This is a genomic window from Nocardioides sp. YJ-D4, from assembly GCF_054031495.1.
This window is the reverse complement of record NZ_CM132932.1, coordinates 2,822,386-2,837,021: the sequence shown is the minus strand read 5'-3', so window position 1 is coordinate 2,837,021 and position 14,636 is coordinate 2,822,386. Positions and strand designations below refer to the sequence as shown.

Genomic DNA, 14,636 nt, shown 5'->3' with positions numbered 1-14,636 from the left:
CAGGGTCTGACTCAGGGAGCCCCCGGATTTTCCGGGGGCTCCCTTCATTTGCCTTGAATCACTCTGATCACCGGCGTAAGATCACGATATATCGCGAAGGAACGCGATCCAGTCTTCCGACAGTAAGTGAGAAACCTGATGACGTACAACAACAGCAACCCTTGGGGTGAGTGGATCGACCAGATGGGTCGAGAGTTCGGCAAGGGCGGCCCGCGCCGCTCCCATGGCTGGCAGGGCGGTCCCGGTTGGGGCGGACCTGGCGGTCCCGGTTGGCAGGGTGGCCATCACGGTCGCGGTCGTGGACCGGCTGGTCCGCCGCCGTGGATCGCGGCGCTGCTCGGCTTCGAGAACCAGCCCCCGCAGCGGCCCGGTCCCCGGGTCCGTCGTGGTGACGTACGCTCCGCGATCATCTATGTGATGGCTGAGGCGGCCGAGCAGGGCCAGGTGATCAACGGCTACCAGGTGATCCAGCAGATCTCCGAGCGCAGCTCGGGTGAGTGGCGGCCGAGCCCCGGCTCCGTCTACCCGACCATCCAGCAGCTCGAGGACGAGGGTCTCGTGGAGTCCGACGACGAGCACGGCCGCCGGGCGATCCGGCTGACCGAGGCCGGCAAGACCTACGCCACCGAGCACGCCGACGAGCTTGCAGGCGTCTGGACGCCGTTCGACAAGGCCGTCGACAACGCTCGCAGCCAAGGTCGCGGCGGCCGTGGTGGCCCCGGTGGCCTGGGCGACCTGGCCGGCTTCGGAGTCCTCGGCGGCGAACTCGCCCAGGTCCTCCCGGCCGTGTGGCAGCTCGCCACCTCCGGCACCGACGCCCAGCGCCAGGCAGCCGCCGACGTCCTCGCCGACACCAGGCGCAAGCTCTACGGCATCCTGGCGGCCGGCGACGACGAGCACACCGTGACCGCCGAGCAGGTCGACGAGATCGACGAGGTCGAGGAGTCCGAGGACGGCGAGCCCGGCCCCGACCCGAAGCCCTGATGTCCCCAACGACAGGTGCCCCACGCTCTCGAGCGTGGGGCACCTGCTGATGTGAGGGATGGGTCAGAGGGCGTCGAGGTGAATGGCCAGGTGGCGGTGGCCGACGGCCTCGTAGCCGACGATGGTGACGACTGGCGCGAGGGCGACGACGACGAGGCACCAGGCCACGGGCACGCCCGCGATCGCCATCGCGACGCTCGCAACGAGCACGGCCATGGTGAGGGCGACCAGGACGATGTGGAACGGGTCGATGACGTGCATGAACAGGTTGTAGAGGAGATAGAGGACCAAGGCGTACACGCCGACGGGGAGGGCGACAGAGATGACCGTGCCGACCTCGCCGAGCTTGGACTCGTGCTCGAGCAAGTAGGCGGCCACGTGCAGGCCGGCTCCGGTGGCCGCGATCGCGGCGAAGAGCAGGATGTGGCCGTAGCCCCAGAGGAACGAGCGGTCGCGGCGCCGCTCGAGCATCGTGGCCCAGGGGATCGTGAAGTAGGTCCACCACTGGCCGAAGGTCAGGCCGATACCGGCGGCGAGCAGCAGGATCGCGTCGAGGCTCCACCCCAGCTCGGGCTCGTGGACGATCGCGGACATCACCGCGACGGTGCCGATCACGCCCTCGCCGAGGGTGATGATCGTCAGCAGGCCGTAGCGCTCGGCGATGTGGTCGGCGTGCCAGGGAGTGCCGCCGAAGTGACGCTCGGCGATGAACGGCCCGACCAGCTCGATCACCAGAGGCACCATCATCGCGGCGAACGCGGTCGCCACGTCGAGCGGCAGGATGGCGATGACGCACCAGAGCACCTGCGAGCCGAGGATGGAGACGAGGTAGATCCGGTGCGCCCCGCGTCTGCCCGGGTCCTGGCGCCAGGCCCGCAGCCACTGGCCGCAGAGCGCGACCCGCATCACGACGTACCCGGCGATCATGATCTCGTTGTGGAGCCGCTCGCCCTCGTGAACGCTCTCGAACATCTCCGGCAGGCCGAGGGCCATGATGATCACGCCGACCATCTGCAACATCGTGAGCAGCCGGAACGCCCAGTCGTCGGTGTCGTAGGCCGAGGCCATCCAGGAGTAGTTGATCCACGCCCAGCAGATCGCGAACGAGGCGAAGCAGAACGCCACGATCCCTGCCACGATGTGGCCCTCCGCGAGCTGATGGGCGAGCTCGTTGCCGCTCATGCCGAAGGCCACGACGAAGGTGAGGTCGAAGAGCAGCTCCAAGGGAGTCGCGGCCCGATGCTCCTCGTGCGGGTCGCGTCCGGTCATCTGGCGCAGGCGGCTGGTTGCAGTCACGCTGGTGAGGATAGGTCCTGAGGCGTACGTTTCGTCGCATGAGCGAAATCCTGATCAAGGTGCGCGGGTCGCACACTGTGGAGGTGGCGGCGGAGCGAGGGGTGGTGTCCGCCGAGATCCGGTTCGACGGCCCCGCGCCGGAGCCGGTGATGGAGCAGCTGCGGCGTGCGCTGCATGGCGTGCGTACGGAGCTCGAGCGGCTCGAGCAGGAGGGTGCGATCAAGAGGCTCGTCATCCAGCGGGCGCGCATCTCGGCCGAGCGGCCCTGGCACAAGGACGGCAAGCAGCTGCCGCTGGTGCACCGCGCAGCGGTCGGTCTCTGGGCGGAGTTCGTCGACTTCAAGGCGCTGGCGACCTGGGTCGGCCGCACCGCGGGCAACGAGGGTCTCCGGGTCGACCACGTCTCGTGGCAGCTGACCAAGGAGACCCGGCTGAAGGTCGAGCGAGAGGTACGCCAGGAGGCGGTGCGCCAGGCCAAGGTGCGTGCCCAGGACTATGCCGATGCGCTCGACCTCGGTCCGGTCGCGGTCCGGAGCATCAACGACGTCGGCGTCAACCAACAGGTCGCGTACGCGGCTGACGTGGCCATGCCGGTAGCGACTGAGATGGCCCGGGGCAAGGCGTCGACCGCCCCCGACCTGGCCTTCGACCCCGACGACATCTCGGTCTACGCCGAGGTCGAGGCCGCCTTCACCGTCGCAGCGAAGTAAGGGTCACCTGGCGACGGCGTCGAGATGGGCGTCGAGGCGCTCGGGGGAGAGCAGGTGGTTGATGACCACCGCGGCACAGCCGACCATGCCGGTGGAGTCGGCGTGGGTGGAGGGGACGAAGGTCAGGTCGCGGGTGGCCAGGGCGGTCGAGCGGGAGTAGACGGTCTCGCGTACGCCTGCGGTGTAGAGGTCGAAGGCACCGGCCATGTCGCCGCCGATGACGACGACCTCGGGGTTGAGCAGGTTGATCGCGATCGCGAGCACCTCGCCGAGCTGGCGACCGGCCTCGCGCAGCAGACCGCGGGCGATGGCGTCGCCGGCGAGCGCGGCGGCGACCAGGTCGCGGATGTGTCCGGCAGAGACGCCCGAGTCGACCAGGCCCTGGGTCAGTGCCCAGCCGGCCGCGACCGTCTCCAGGCATCCGGTCGCCCCGCAGCGGCAGGGGCGCTCGCCGGCGGACTCGACCCGGGTGTGGCCGATCTCGCCGACGGCACCGGCGTGGCCGCGCAGCACTCGGCCGTCGGCGATGACCGCGAGGCCGAGACCGGTCGACGCCTTCACGACGAGCGCGTCCCGCGGGTTCAGCCCGCTGCCGAAGAGCTCGGCCGTGGCCAGCGCGTCGGTGTCGTTGACGAGCACCAGCGGCCCGTCGGTGAGGCGGTCGAAGTAGGGGTCGAGCGCGACGCCGTCCCAACCCCGCATCACCGGTGAGTCGACCGAGACCAGGCGGACGGGGTCGACGACGCCGGGCAGGCTCATCCCGACACCGAGCACCGGCGGCTCGATGCCCTCCAGGAGCCGCTCGAGCCGGTCGGTGACTTCCGGCATGAGGTCGTCGGCGGCGATCCCGACCTCGTGGTCACGGGTGTCGCCGGCGAGCTCGCGGCCGTCGAGGTCGAAGACGGCGAGCTGGCTGCGTGAGCGCCCGATCGCCACCGCCAGCACCACCCCGGCGTCGGCGTTGAAGGTCAATGAGCCCGGCGGCCGGCCACCGGTGGAGGCGAGCTCCTCCCCGGTGAGGATCAGCCCGGCGTCGACGAGCGCCGAGACCCGGGAGACCACAGCCGTACGCGACAGACCGGTCGTCTTCTGCAGATCGCTGCGGGTCAGGGCGCGTCCGGAGCGCACCAGAGCGAGGACATCGGCGGCGGTTGTCATCTCGGGCATGGGAGCAGAGTACCCTGCTTATGTCTTCCAAGTACCAAAGATTTACTTGTATCGATCCAAAGATCGTGTCAAAGTGTGCCAAAGCACACTTCCTTTGGAGGACCCGTGACTGCCGTTTCCCCCACCGTCGCCGACGTCACCGCTCGCCTCATCGAGCGTTCCGCCGCCACGCGGGCCGACTACCTGGACCGCATCGCGGCCGCCCGCGTCGCCGGGCCCGCTCGCGGCCGGCTCGCGTGCAGCAACCTGGCCCACGGTTTCGCGGCGTCCACCGCCCCGACGAAGGCCGAGCTCAAGGTCATCAACCCCGGCGCGAAGCCCAACGTCGCGATCGTGACCTCCTACAACGACATGCTCTCCGCGCATGCGCCGTACGAGACCTACCCGCCGCTGCTCAAGGCCGCGGTCATGCGGGCCGGCGGGCTGGCGCAGGTCGCCGGCGGCGTACCCGCGATGTGCGACGGCATCACCCAGGGCCGCGACGGCATGCAGGTCTCCCTCTTCTCCCGCGACGTGATCGCGATGTCGGCCGGGATCGCCCTCTCGCACGACATGTTCGACGCCGCGCTGATGCTCGGCGTGTGCGACAAGATCGTGCCCGGCCTCCTGATCGGGGCTCTCTCGTTCGGCCACCTGCCGACCGTCTTCGTGCCGGCCGGCCCGATGTCTTCGGGGCTCCCCAACAAGGAGAAGGCCCGCGTCCGCCAGCGGTACGCAGCAGGCGAGGCGACGCGCGAGGAGCTGCTCGAGGCCGAGGCCGCCAGCTACCACTCCCGCGGCACCTGCACCTTCTACGGCACCGCCAACTCCAACCAGCTGCTCATGGAGGTGCTCGGCCTGCACCTGCCGGGCTCCTCGTTCGCATCGCCGGACACCCTGCTGCGGGCCGCGCTCAACCGTGCCGCGGCGGCGCGCGCCACCGAGCTCGCTCTCGAGGGCGGCCCGGGCGTGGGCGAGATGATCGACGAGAAGTCGATCATCAACGCCTGCGTCGCGCTGCTGGCCTCGGGTGGCTCGACCAACCACACCATGCACCTGGTCGCCATCGCCCGCGCCGCCGGGATTCAGCTGACCTGGGACGACATCTCGGACCTCTCACCGGTCGTCCCGCTGCTCAGCCGGATGTACCCCAACGGCTCCGCCGACGTGAACCACTTCCACGCCGCCGGCGGCGTCGGTTTCTTGATCCGCACCCTGCTCGAGGCCGGCCTGCTCCACGAGGACGTCACGACGATCCTGGGGCCTGGCCTGTCGGCCTACACCCAGGAGTCGCGGCTCACCCGCGACGGTGAGATCGAGTACGTCGAGGGTGCGCCGGTCTCCGGCGACCTCGACGTGCTGCGCCCGGCCGACGACCCGTTCTCGCCCGACGGTGGCCTGCGGGTGCTGCGCGGCGAGCTCGGCACGGCGGTCATCAAGACCTCGGCGGTCGCGCCCGAGCACCAGGTGGTCTCCGCTCCCGCGCTCGTCTTCGACGACCAGGCCGACTTCCTCACCGCCTTCTCCGAGAAGCGCCTCGACGGCCGTGACTTCGTCGCGGTGCTGCGCTACCAGGGCCCCGCGGCCAACGGGATGCCCGAGCTGCACAAGCTCACCCCGGCGCTCGGGGTCATGCAGGATCGCGGCCAGCACGTCGCCATCGTCACCGACGGCCGGATGTCCGGCGCGTCGGGGAAGGTGCCCGCAGCCATCCACCTCACCCCCGAGGCCGCGCTCGGTGGGCCGCTCGCCCGCGTACAGGACGGTGACCTGATCACCGTCGACGCCGTCGCCGGCACCCTGAGCATCGGCGTCGACGCCGACGAGTTCGCGCACCGTCCCGCCACCGGTCGGGCACCGCTCGACGCCGAGTGGCGCGGCACCGGCCGAGAGCTCTTCTCCGCCTTCCGTGCCACCGTCGGCTCTGCCGACACCGGCGCCTCCGTCTTCCCCTTTGCTTCCATTGAGCAGAGCGCCGCTACGTCCCAGGAGACCCCCGTCCATGTCTGACCTCACCTCCGCCGACCTGCTCGACCTCTCCCCGGTGATCCCGGTCGTCGTCGTCGACTCCGTCGACCAGGCGGTGCCCGTGGCCCGCGCCCTCGCCGAGGGCGGCGTGCCCGTGGTCGAGCTGACCCTGCGTACGCCGGTGGCCCTCGATGCGATCCGGGCCATCGCCGAGGAGGTGCCGGAGGTCCTGATCGGCGCCGGCACCGTGACCACTCCCGTGCTCGCGAAGGAGGCCGCCGCGGCCGGGGCCCAGTTCCTGGTCTCGCCGGGTGCCACCCCGACGCTGCTCGGCGCGATGCGCGACACCGGCCTCCCGTTCCTGCCCGGCACCGCCACCGTCTCCGAGGCCCTCGCGGTGCTCGAGACCGGCCACACCGCGATGAAGTTCTTCCCGGCGGAGGCGTCCGGTGGCGTGAAGTTCCTGGGCTCGCTGCCGTCGGTACTGCCGGACGTACGCTTCTGCCCCACCGGCGGCATCTCGCTCGCCACCGCTCCCAGCTATCTGGCTCTGGCCAACGTCGGCTGCGTCGGCGGTTCCTGGCTCACCCCGGGCGACGCGCTCGCCTCCGGCGACTGGGACCGCGTGACCGCGCTCGCGGCCGCCACCGCCGCCCTCCGCTGAAATTGCGACCGAGTCGGCGCGTTCGAACGCGCCGACTCGGCGTGCTTTTCGGTCAGAACGCGCCGGGTCAGCGGTAGAGGAGGTACTGGCGGCGGGTCGCGTCGAAGGCGGCCAGCTCGTCTCGCCAGGCTGCCTCGACCTCGGCGCCGGTGGCGCCGGCGTCGATCTGCGTACGCAGCCTCGTCGATCCGGTGAGCTTGTCGATCCAGAACGGGCGGGCGGTGTCCCAGGAGTCCTGGCGCCAGGCGAACTGCGGGTAGAGCGCCTTGGCGGTGACCAGCATCTCGACGCCGGTACGGACGGGATCGAAGCGATCGCGGTCCTGGATCGTGACCTGCACACCGCCGCAGACCTGGCCGGCGAACTTGTTGACCGAAGGGTTGAAGTACGCCTCCCGGAACGTCACGCCCGGCAGGTTCGCCTCCTCCAGCGCCGCGGCCCAGCGATGGTCGACGAACGGCGCCCCGATCAGCTCGAACGGCTTGGTGGTGCCGCGCCCCTCGGAGAGGTTGGTGCCCTCGAACATGCAGGTGCCGGGGTAGGCCAGCGCGGTGTCGGGGGTCGGCATGTTGGGGCTCGGCAGGACGAAGTCGAGCCCGGTGTCGGCGTACAACGTCCTTCTCCGCCATCCGGAAACCTGGACGACGTCGAGCTGGGCCAGCCGCCCGCCGGCGTGCTCCTCGAGGAACTCCCCGTCGAAGAACCGGGCCAGCTCGCCGACCGACATCCCGTGCTGCTGGACGATCTCACGGGCGCCGACGCCCGAGGTGTACGCCGCGGTCATCATCGGTCCGCGGGCGGTTCCGCCCACGGGGTTGGGGCGGTCGAGGACCACGAAGCGCTTCTCGGCCGCGACGGCCGCCTGCATCGCCGTCCACATCGTCCAGATGTAGGTGTAGAACCGGGAGCCGACGTCCTGGATGTCGAAGACGACGGTCTCGACGTCGGCGGTTGTGAACAGCTCGGTCATCTTCGCCACGTTCGCGCCGTAGGCGTCATAGACGGTCAGTCCGGTGCGCTCGTCGACGAAGGTGCCCTCGGAGCCGCCCGCCTGAGCGGTGCCGCGGAAGCCGTGCTCCGGCCCGAAGACACCGGCGATCTGGACCGCGCCGGACTCGTGCATCTCGTCGACGATGTTGCGCAGGTTGCGGAGCACGCCGGTGGGGTTGGTGATGATGCCGACCCGATCGCCCGATAGCACCGACCAGCCGTCACCGGCGGCTCGCTCGGCGCCGGTCCTGACCGCCTCGCCACCGCCCAGCGGTGAAACCTGCTCGGTCGAGGCTCCCGCCGAACCGGTGAGAAGCGGCGCCGCCACGGCGCCGGCCGCGGCAGCGCCGAGCAGACGGCGGCGGTCGATCCTGGGGACTTCAGTGCTCATGGGGTGCTCCTGTACCGAGGGGGAGGATCACCTTGCAGGCTAGCCCTGAAGACGGTGCATGGCAGGTGATTCGACCGTTCGTCCCGGCAGATCGACCGTTCGTCGTCGTGTGGGTCGGATGGGGCTGGACAGGATCCCCGGATGTGACCAAGGTCACAGGTCGTCCAACCCCACTTCGACAGATCTCGGAGGTGACCCATGCCGTCCTCGTCCAAGGGCTCGTGGATCCTTGTCGGGGTCCTCCTGTTCGCGGCAGCAGCGCCGTCACTCGCGGTGCCGCTGTACGCGAAGGAGGATCCGACGTTCGCCGGATTCCCGTTCTACTTCTGGTTCCAGCTCGTCCTCATCCCCTGCTCGGTCCTGTTCACGACCATCGCCTACTTCGTCGCCAAGGCCGCGTTCCGGCGTGACCGTGCCGCCGCCGGGCGCCCGTGGAAGGAGGGTGGCCAGTGAGCGCGGTAGCAGTCTCCGTCTTCGCCTTCCTCTTCCTGCTGGTCACCATCCTCGGCTTCTCCGCGGCGCGCTGGCGCCGGGCGAAGTCGATGGACAACCTCGACGAGTGGGGTCTGGGCGGCCGCGGCTTCGGTACGTTCGTGGCCTGGTTCCTCATCGGAGGCGACCTCTACACGGCGTACACCTTCATCGCGGTGCCCGCGACGCTGTTCGCCGGCTCGGCGGTCGGGTTCTTCGCGGTGCCCTACACGATCCTCGTCTACCCGCTGATCTTCGCGTTCCTGCCGAAGCTGTGGTCGGTCTCGCACAAGCACGGGTACGTCACCCCGGCCGACTTCGTCGTCGGCCGCTACGGGTCCAGATCCCTGGGCCTCGCCGTCGCGGTCACCGGCCTGCTGGCCACCATGCCCTACATCGCACTGCAGCTGGTGGGCATGGAGGTCGTGCTCGAGGTGATGGGTCTGCAGAGCGACTCCTCGAACTGGTTCATCCGTGACCTGCCGCTCTTCATCGCGTTCGCGGTGCTCGCCGCCTACACGTACTCCTCCGGGTTGCGGGCGCCGGCGCTGATCGCGTTCGTGAAGGACTCGCTGATCTACATCGTGATCATCGTGGCGATCATCTACATCCCGTCGCAGCTCGGCGGCTGGGGCAACATCTTCGACACGGTGCAGAACAGCTTCGACACGTTCAACACCGAGAATGCCGACGCGATCGCCGCCGGCGACGCGGCTCCGAAGGCGCTGTTCCCGACCCAGGCGGCCGGCCAGTGGGCCTACGCCTCCCTGGCCCTCGGCTCGGCGCTGGCGCTGTTCATGTACCCGCACTCGATCACCGGCGTCCTCTCCACCCGAAGCCGCAACGTGATCCGCCGCAACGCCTCGCTGCTGCCGGCGTACTCGTTCCTGCTGGGGCTCCTGGCGCTGCTCGGGTTCGTGGCCCTCGCGGCGGGGGTGATGGTCGGCGACCCGCCGAACCCGCAGCTGGCGATCCCGCAGCTCTTCGAGGACCAGTTCCCGGCGTGGTTCGCAGGTGTCGCGTACGCGGCCGTCATCATCGGTGCGCTGGTGCCGGCGGCGATCATGTCGATCGCGGCCGCGAACCTGTGGACGCGCAACATCTACAAGGCGTACCTGAAGCCCGACGCGACCCCGCAGGACGAGGCCAAGCAGGCCAAGATCGTGTCCCTGGTCGTGAAGTTCGGGGCGCTGATCTTCGTGCTGGCGCTCTCGAAGTCGTACGCCATCAACCTGCAGCTCCTCGGAGGCGTCTGGATCCTGCAGACCCTGCCGGCGATCGTCGTCGGCCTCTACACCCGGTGGTTCCACCGCTGGGCGGTCCTGGCCGGCTGGGCGGTCGGGATGGCGTACGGGACGATCGTCGCGTACGGCGTCTCCTCGCCCACGCAGGAGCACTTCGGCGGACCGTTGGCGCCGTTCCCGGGCACGGAGACGCCGATCTACATCGCGCTCACCGCGTTCCTGCTCAACCTCATCGTGGTCGTCGTCCTGACCCCGATCCTGAGGGCGCTCAACGTGCCGGACGGGGAGGACGCCACCTCGGCATCGGACTACTCGGTCGACGCCGGCGACGAGGGCGTCGTCGAGGAGCTGAGCTCGACGACGGAGGTGCGCTGAGCCCTACTGAGTCGGACACAAAGTCCCGCAAACATGTCTCAATGACGTGTTTGCGGGACTTTTTCCCCTTTTCTCGGAGAACCGCAACATCAGAGCATGGATGTACGTAACAAGTACTGAAGGCTCTGATTCGGACCTAACTCGGGAGCGTCCATGGTGAGCAATGAGGCTGTGACGGCCTCGACGAGCAGTCGAGGCCACGGTGTACGCCGCGCCGCGATGGCTCGTGGCGCCGGACGCGCCGCGACGGTCGAGCATCGAACCGAGCAACGGATCCATGTGGGCGATTGGACGCCGGGGGGCGTCGCCCTGCATGGATCTACCACCGGGCGTGAAGCTGGCCAGTCGTCTCAGACTGCTGATCCGTCCGGTCCGATGGGTGGGGCTATGAGCGTGACCAGGACCTCGCTCGCCCTGCTCGGCGGGACCCCGTCCGCGCCAGCCGCGATCCCCGTGCGCTCGGGCGCCGGGTGCAGGCGCTGACGGGGTCCCGCATTCCCTCATCACCCGAACACGTCAGGAGAACGCGATGAACTCGAAGGTCCTCCGGGGGCTTAGGCGATCGGTGGCGGTGACCCTTGTGGCAGGTGGCCTGCTGGTCGCCGGTGCCGCGGTCACCTACGCCGACTCGCAGTCAGTTGAGCAGTCGGACAGCCGGGCGGCCCCGGCGGCCCAGCAACCGATCAAGGCTCCGGATCGCGGACCCGCGGGTCCGGTGACGGTCTCAGGAGCGGCAGCCGGAAGCGACGCGGCGGTGACCGTGACGACCGATGGGACCACGGTCGTGATCAGCGGTCGCGCGCACCTCGAGTCTCCCGTCACGTCTCCCGTCGACAACGCCGCCGGTGGTGGGGTCGTCCACCATGACGATGACACCGGCTCGCCGCTGGGCGGCGGTCGCGGTGTCGATCTCGGCACGGACCAGGTCAGCTTCGCCGGAGGAGCGACCGGTGACTCCTCGTCCGTGGACGTCGTCGGCACCGGTCGGGTCGGGGCGGAGAAGCACTACTACATCCAGGACGCGCCCTGAGCGATCCGCGGATGACATGCGTCGGGGCCACCGGGAGATCTCCCGGTGGCCCCGACGCATTCGTGGGTCAGATCGACCTCAGGATCAGGCCGCGTCGTCCGCGTTCTTGATCGCGGAGATGTCGAACTCGAGCTTGATCTTCTCGGAGACGAGGACGCCGCCGGTCTCGAGGGCCGCGTTGAAGGAGAGGCCCCAGTCGGTGCGGTTGATCGCGACGGCACCCTCGAAGCCGACGCGGGTGTTGCCGAACGGGTCCTTGGCGGAGCCGGTCTGCTCGAACGGAACGGTGACCGACTTGGTGACGCCCTTGATGGTCAGGTCGCCGGTGATGTTCCAGGTCTCGCCGTCGAACTCGACCTCGGTCGACTCGAAGGTGATGTTGGGGTGGGCCTCGTTCTCGAAGAAGTCGCCCGAGAGCAGGTGGCCGTCGCGGTCGGCGTTGCCGGTGTCGACGGAGGCAGCCTTGATCGTCAGCGAGACCTTGGACTTGGCCGGCTCGGCGGTGTCGATCGTCGCGGTGCCCTCGAACTCCTTGAACGAGCCACGGACGGTGGTCACCATCGCGTGGCGAGCCGAGAAGCCCAGGCGGGTGTGGGCGACGTCGAGGGTGTAGTCACCCGCGATGTCCTCGATGGCGGCGGTCGGGGTGTCGAACTCGGTCTCGGCGGGTGCCGTGTCCTTCTTGCTGAAAATGCCCATAGCGAATGTGCTCCTGGAAGAATTGGTTGAAACTGCAAGCATCATAACGGGGGAATCTCTCCCAATGTTCCCGCTCGCGTGGCCTTTCCTGACGACGAGGGAAAATTGGTTGCAGTGACAACGCTATCCCTAAACGCACGAGGCCCGCTCCCCTGTCGGGAGCGGGCCTCGAGAGCGTTGAGCGGTTGTCAGGCAGCGTGACGAGTGGTCGCGGGCGCACTGACTTCGACCCAGCGGGCCTCCATGTGCTTACGGCCGCGGCGGTCGACGACGGGGAGCCAGCGGAGCTCGAGCTTGCCAGTCACTTTGTTTCCGTTCACCAGACACCTCCTGTTCACCTTGTGTTCACCTAAGGTACCGCACCCCCACTCCGATGTCCAAGCAGTCGACAAGATGACGTGCGGCGCTCCACTTCGAGACACCGAAAGGTGTGATGCGGTGTGTGGCGCCCCACTTGAGCCGAAAAGCCGAGTTCTGCCCGAAATCGGGCAGAAATTTGAACGTTGCCCCCTGGGTGGCTCACAGTTGGTGGAGTGAAGGCCGAGCAAGCGCTGATCGACCACCTGGTCGCCACCACCGGGCTCCGGCCCGCAGAGGCGGCGCGCGTGATCGAGGACGTCGTGGCGTACTTCGACGAACCGGTCGAGGCCTACGTACGCCGCCGGCATGCACAGCTGAAGACCTACGGCGCGAAGAACGACGCGATCTTCGCGCAGCTCTCCGAGGAGCTTCGGGCGCGGGTCGTTGCCGCGCCGCAGCTGACCGAACGGCAGCTGCGACGGCTCATCTACGGATAGAACGACGAACGGATTGGACGGGACACATGTGCGGAATCGTTGGCTACATCGGACCCCAGCAGGCCGCCGGCCTGCTCACCGAGGGGCTGGCCCGGCTGGAGCACCGCGGCTATGACTCGGCGGGCGTCGCGGTGCTGGGCAGCAGGCTGCAGGTGGTGAAGAAGGCCGGCCGCGTACGCGATCTGGTCGACGCCCTGCCGAAGCGGTTCTCCGGCAAGGTCGGCATCGGCCACACCCGGTGGGCCACCCATGGCCCGGCCAACGACACCAACGCCCACCCGCACGTCTCCGCCGATGGTCGGGTGGCGGTCGTCCACAACGGGATCGTCGACAACGCCGCCTCGCTGCGGGAGCGGCTCACCGAAGCGGGCGTCGAGCTGGTCAGCGACACCGACACCGAGGTCTTCGCCCACCTCATCGGAGCGTCGACCGCAGACACGCTCGAGGCCAAGGTCGTCGACGCGCTCTCCCAGGTCGAGGGCACCTGGGGCCTGGCCGTCGTGCACGCCGACTTCCCGGACCGCATGGTCGTCGCCCGCAACGGCTCGCCGCTGATCGTCGGCGTCGGTGACGGAGAGATGTACGTCGCCTCGGACCTGGCCGCGGTCGTACGCCACACCACCACCGTCGCCCACCTCGACGACGGCGAGCTCGCGACCATCACCGCGACCGGGTTCACCACCTTCCGGCAGGACCTGACCACGACCACCACCACGGCTCGCGAGGTCGATGTGGATCCCTCGGCGTACGAGTACGGCGAGCTCGCCGACGAGCCGCGGATGTTCACCGAGATCCTGGAGCAGCCGTCCTCGGTCGAGCGGGCGCTCCGTGGCCGGCTCGACGAGCGGTTCGGCACGGCGCATCTCGGCGGGCTCAACCTCGATCCGCGCGAACTGCGCGCGATCCGCCGGGTGAAGATCCTCGGCTGCGGCTCGGCCTACTACGTCGGCCAGATGGGCGCCGGGCTGATCGAGGAGCTCGCCCGGGTTCCCGCCGACGCCGAGGCGGCGTCGGAGTTCCGCTACCGGAACCCGATCATCGAGCCCGACACCCTCTACGTCGCGGTGTCCCAGTCCGGCGAGACGATCGACACCCTGCTCGCCGTGCAGGAGATCAAGCGCAAGGGCGGGCGCGTGCTCGGTGTCGTCAACGTCGTCGGCTCGGCGATCGCGCGCGCGGTCGACGGCGGCATCTACCTGCACGCCGGCCCGGAGATCGCGGTCGCCTCGACCAAGGCGCTCACCAACATGTTCGTCGCCTTCTCGCTGCTGGCGCTCCAGCTGGGCCGCGTACGTGACCTCTCGATCGCCGACGGCAAGCGGCTCATCGCCGGCCTGCAGGCGCTGCCGACCCAGATCGAGGAGATCCTCAAGAGCGAGTCCCACCTCGAGGAGGTGGCGGCACGGCTGGCCGAGGCCGAGTCGATGTTCTTCGTCGGTCGCGTACGTGGCTACCCGGTCGCCCGCGAGGGCGCCCAGAAGCTGAAGGAGATCTCCTACCGGCACGCCGAGGCCTACCAGACCTCCGAGCTCAAGCACGGCCCGCTCGCGCTGATCTCCGAGTCCGTTCCGACCGTGGCGATCGTGCCGCAGGACGAGCTGACCGACCGCAACGTCGCGGCCCTGCACGAGATCAGCGCCCGCCGCGGGCCGCTGGTCGTCGTCACCCACCCCGACGTCGACCTCGGCGAGCTCGACGCGCTGCGCGTGGACGTACCGAAGAACGAGGTCGAGCTCGATCCGATCCTGCTGACGATCCCGCTCCAGCTGATCGCCTTCCACGCCGCCAAGGTTCTCGGCCATGACGTCGACAAGCCTCGGAACCTCGCTAAATCGGTCACGGTCGAGTAGCGGTGTCCGCTTCAATGGGCC

14 protein-coding genes are annotated in these 14,636 nt (G+C 69.1%); 9 read left to right on the top strand and 5 right to left on the bottom strand.

The features are described 5' to 3' along the window. The first annotated feature begins 138 nt into the window (after window positions 1-138). The gene (locus tag ACW14X_RS13480) at window positions 139-984 is read left to right on the top strand and encodes a PadR family transcriptional regulator (RefSeq protein ID WP_201451167.1); all 846 of its coding nucleotides are present in this window, start codon (window positions 139-141) and stop codon (window positions 982-984) included. Window positions 985-1,047: 63 nt separating this feature from the next. On the opposite strand, the gene ACW14X_RS13475 is transcribed toward ACW14X_RS13480, so the two are convergent. Next, window positions 1,048-2,280 (bottom strand): low temperature requirement protein A, encoded by a 1,233-nt coding sequence (locus ACW14X_RS13475; RefSeq protein ID WP_457165897.1) that lies wholly within the window; start codon window positions 2,278-2,280, stop codon window positions 1,048-1,050. Between the two features lie 38 nt (window positions 2,281-2,318). Between ACW14X_RS13475 and ACW14X_RS13470 the strand changes: the two genes are divergently transcribed. Then, on the top strand, window positions 2,319-2,990 hold the full coding sequence (locus ACW14X_RS13470) for an SIMPL domain-containing protein (protein WP_457165896.1): 672 nt from the start codon (window positions 2,319-2,321) through the stop codon (window positions 2,988-2,990). A 3-nt stretch (window positions 2,991-2,993) separates the two neighbouring features. Here the strand turns inward: ACW14X_RS13470 and ACW14X_RS13465 are convergent, their stop codons facing one another. Continuing rightward, complete coding sequence (locus ACW14X_RS13465) at window positions 2,994-4,157, bottom strand: ROK family protein (protein ID WP_457165895.1); 1,164 nt, start codon at window positions 4,155-4,157, stop codon at window positions 2,994-2,996. Between the two features lie 105 nt (window positions 4,158-4,262). Between ACW14X_RS13465 and edd the strand changes: the two genes are divergently transcribed. Continuing rightward, entirely contained in the window at window positions 4,263-6,146 is a 1,884-nt protein-coding gene (gene edd / locus ACW14X_RS13460) for a phosphogluconate dehydratase (RefSeq protein ID WP_457165894.1), read from the top strand. Then, window positions 6,139-6,768 (top strand): bifunctional 4-hydroxy-2-oxoglutarate aldolase/2-dehydro-3-deoxy-phosphogluconate aldolase, encoded by a 630-nt coding sequence (eda, locus tag ACW14X_RS13455; RefSeq protein ID WP_160025908.1) that lies wholly within the window; start codon window positions 6,139-6,141, stop codon window positions 6,766-6,768. Before edd ends, eda begins: the two co-directional genes overlap by 8 nt. A gap of 67 nt (window positions 6,769-6,835) precedes the next feature. On the opposite strand, the gene ACW14X_RS13450 is transcribed toward eda, so the two are convergent. Then, window positions 6,836-8,149 (bottom strand): exo-beta-N-acetylmuramidase NamZ family protein, encoded by a 1,314-nt coding sequence (locus ACW14X_RS13450; RefSeq protein ID WP_457165893.1) that lies wholly within the window; start codon window positions 8,147-8,149, stop codon window positions 6,836-6,838. Between the two features lie 198 nt (window positions 8,150-8,347). On the opposite strand from ACW14X_RS13450, the gene ACW14X_RS13445 reads away from it, so the two are divergent. From ACW14X_RS13445 to ACW14X_RS13435, 3 genes are all read left to right on the top strand, one after another. Beyond that, on the top strand, window positions 8,348-8,602 hold the full coding sequence (locus ACW14X_RS13445; protein ID WP_350717928.1) for a DUF3311 domain-containing protein: 255 nt from the start codon (window positions 8,348-8,350) through the stop codon (window positions 8,600-8,602). Next, window positions 8,599-10,239 (top strand): monocarboxylate uptake permease MctP, encoded by a 1,641-nt coding sequence (gene mctP / locus ACW14X_RS13440; protein WP_350839939.1) that lies wholly within the window; start codon window positions 8,599-8,601, stop codon window positions 10,237-10,239. The genes ACW14X_RS13445 and mctP overlap by 4 nt, the downstream gene beginning before the upstream one ends. Before the next feature lie 571 nt (window positions 10,240-10,810). Then, window positions 10,811-11,269 carry a hypothetical protein gene (locus ACW14X_RS13435; protein WP_457165892.1) on the top strand — a complete coding sequence of 153 codons (459 nt, stop codon included), beginning with the start codon at window positions 10,811-10,813 and terminating at the stop codon, window positions 11,267-11,269. Window positions 11,270-11,353: 84 nt separating this feature from the next. On the opposite strand, the gene ACW14X_RS13430 is transcribed toward ACW14X_RS13435, so the two are convergent. Both ACW14X_RS13430 and ACW14X_RS13425 read right to left on the bottom strand, forming a co-directional pair. Next, window positions 11,354-11,968, bottom strand: coding sequence for a YceI family protein (locus ACW14X_RS13430; protein WP_160025903.1), 615 nt, complete (start codon window positions 11,966-11,968; stop codon window positions 11,354-11,356). 188 nt (window positions 11,969-12,156) lie between these two features. Next, on the bottom strand, window positions 12,157-12,288 hold the full coding sequence (locus tag ACW14X_RS13425; RefSeq protein WP_281285070.1) for a hypothetical protein: 132 nt from the start codon (window positions 12,286-12,288) through the stop codon (window positions 12,157-12,159). 213 nt (window positions 12,289-12,501) lie between these two features. Between ACW14X_RS13425 and ACW14X_RS13420 the strand changes: the two genes are divergently transcribed. Together ACW14X_RS13420 and glmS are read left to right on the top strand one after the other, a co-directional pair. Beyond that, complete coding sequence (locus ACW14X_RS13420) at window positions 12,502-12,765, top strand: hypothetical protein (protein WP_160025902.1); 264 nt, start codon at window positions 12,502-12,504, stop codon at window positions 12,763-12,765. Between the two features lie 26 nt (window positions 12,766-12,791). Further along, window positions 12,792-14,615, top strand: a complete 1,824-nt coding sequence (gene glmS, locus ACW14X_RS13415; protein ID WP_160025901.1) for a glutamine--fructose-6-phosphate transaminase (isomerizing) — start codon at window positions 12,792-12,794, stop codon at window positions 14,613-14,615. The last annotated feature ends 21 nt before the right edge of the window (window positions 14,616-14,636 follow it).